This is a genomic window from Aliivibrio sp. 1S175 (genome assembly GCF_001690985.1).
GTDB lineage: Bacteria > Pseudomonadota > Gammaproteobacteria > Enterobacterales > Vibrionaceae > Aliivibrio.
The window spans coordinates 1-1971 of record NZ_MAJS01000042.1; the positions used below are offsets into that span (position 1 = coordinate 1).

A 1971-nucleotide genomic window follows, 5' to 3' on the forward strand; every position below is an offset into this window, starting at 1 on the left:
GCAACCACGGCAAAACCACGACCTTGCTCACCAGCACGCGCCGCTTCAATCGCTGCGTTTAGTGCTAATAAGTTTGTTTGATCAGCAATACCGCGGATAACTTCAACCACAACACTGATGTTGTTTGATTCACGCTCTAATTCTTCAACCAGCTCGCCGGCTTGTTCGATATCACGAGAGACCACTTGAATTTGGTCAATGTTCGATTGAACGTCACGATTGCCTTGTTTTGCTTCTTCAGACGCTTCTAATGCTGAGGTAGACGCCGTTTCTGTATTACTTGCGACTTCTGCTACCGTTGCTTTCATTTCTTCCATCGCAGCGGCTACCGTTGTGATGTCAGATTGTTGTTGTTGCATACCACGTGCAGATTGCTCTGAAATCGCACTCATTTCTTCTACTGCTGCAGAAAGTTGTGTCACGGCTGAAATCGTATCTTCAATAAGCACTCGCAACTGATCTTGCATCTCAATATTAGTATCAGCCAGTTCACCTAACTCATCATTGCCAATTTCATTACGTGCAAGGTTGAACGTTAAATCTCCGGCAGCAATCGCTTTAGATTGCTCTACCACTAAATTTAATGGGCGACAAATTTGACGAGCTAAAAAGAAAGTAATGAAAATCATAAATGCAATTAAAGCAGTAAATGATACTTTCGTTGCCATTGTTACATTATCTACACTACCTATTATTGATGAGCGATTACTCGCTATAAATAGTAAATTCGTTTCAACTAGCGCGTCCATAGCCGCACCTAATTCATTAAATGCATCAATTGACTCTGATAATTCAGATTGAGCTTTTTCCAGATTGCGATTACTAATTTGAACGTCAAAGTCAGTTAACAGGTTTAAATATCTCTGCCATCCGTTTAATGCTCGTTCAAAAACACGTCGCTCATCATTACTAGCAACCGTTGAACCGTATTTATCTAAACGATCTTTAATATCATTTTCTTGCGAAGCCAGTGTAGAGATAAGACGAGGGACCTCTTCTGCGTTAAGAGTTAATCCGGCATATTGATTTCGGCGATAGGTGTTCATTTCAAAATACAAATCTTCAACAGACAATACGCTTGGTACCGTAGAATCCGTAAAGTTAATAACCTCTGTTTCTACTTTATTTAATTCTTGTAATAGGAAAATAGCAAACGCTATCATCACTAAAGAAATTGCTGAAAATACAACGGCAATTTTATTTCTTACTGCTAAATTTTTATAACTCATGTCTTTGACAACCTTTAGATAGTTCTTCATAGCTCATCCATGAGTGTTATTTTATAGAGAAAATGTCTTAACTCTTTTTTGCCTTATAACGGCAAATCGACGAGAAAATAAAATAAAAAGCGACAAAAGTCACATACTTTTATAATTCAATAAAATGTAAATATAAACAATACGTTGTAATTAAAATAGAAATAGCAAACCATTGCCAAATTAAAGATGTAAAAAAATGAGTAGGCAGTAACTTATTACGTTAATTAATTACTCTCTTTATTTTGAAAAGCGTGATTATTTACAGCCTAATAAGAACAAACGTCAAAATTACACCGTCAATACTCCATTAACAAGACCATTATCCAGTAAAATAAATTTAGACTTTTATTAAAATAATCATATTTTACTCGGCAATACCTTTACGCCTTCATTTTAATAACAAAAAAGGAGATCGAATGATCTCCTTTTCTATTTATACCAATACTGGTTTAACGCCGTTTTATTACACTTTAAAGCGCGATAAAGAAGTTTGAAGCATCGTTGCTAATTGTGCTAATTCAACACTCGATTGTGCAGTTTGATCAGCACCTAATGCCACTTCACTGGCTGACAAACTCATGCTTTGAATATTGCGACCAAGTTCTTCTGTTACTGAATCTTGTTGGCTACACGCACTCGCAATTTGAATTCCAGTATCTGCCACCTTCATCATGGTTTCTTCAATCATTTGGATTGATTGACCCGTCTGAAC

At 36.6% G+C, this 1971-nt stretch carries 1 protein-coding gene and 1 pseudogene; both read right to left on the minus strand.

Translation table 11 applies throughout. From position 1 onward, the window contains the following. The coding region (locus A6E06_RS12875) for a methyl-accepting chemotaxis protein (RefSeq protein WP_065640698.1) at positions 1–1229 on the minus strand (1229 nt) is incomplete at its 3' end. A 493-nt stretch (positions 1230–1722) separates the two neighbouring features. Then, positions 1723–1971: pseudogene (locus tag A6E06_RS12880) on the minus strand (methyl-accepting chemotaxis protein); the annotation flags it as partial.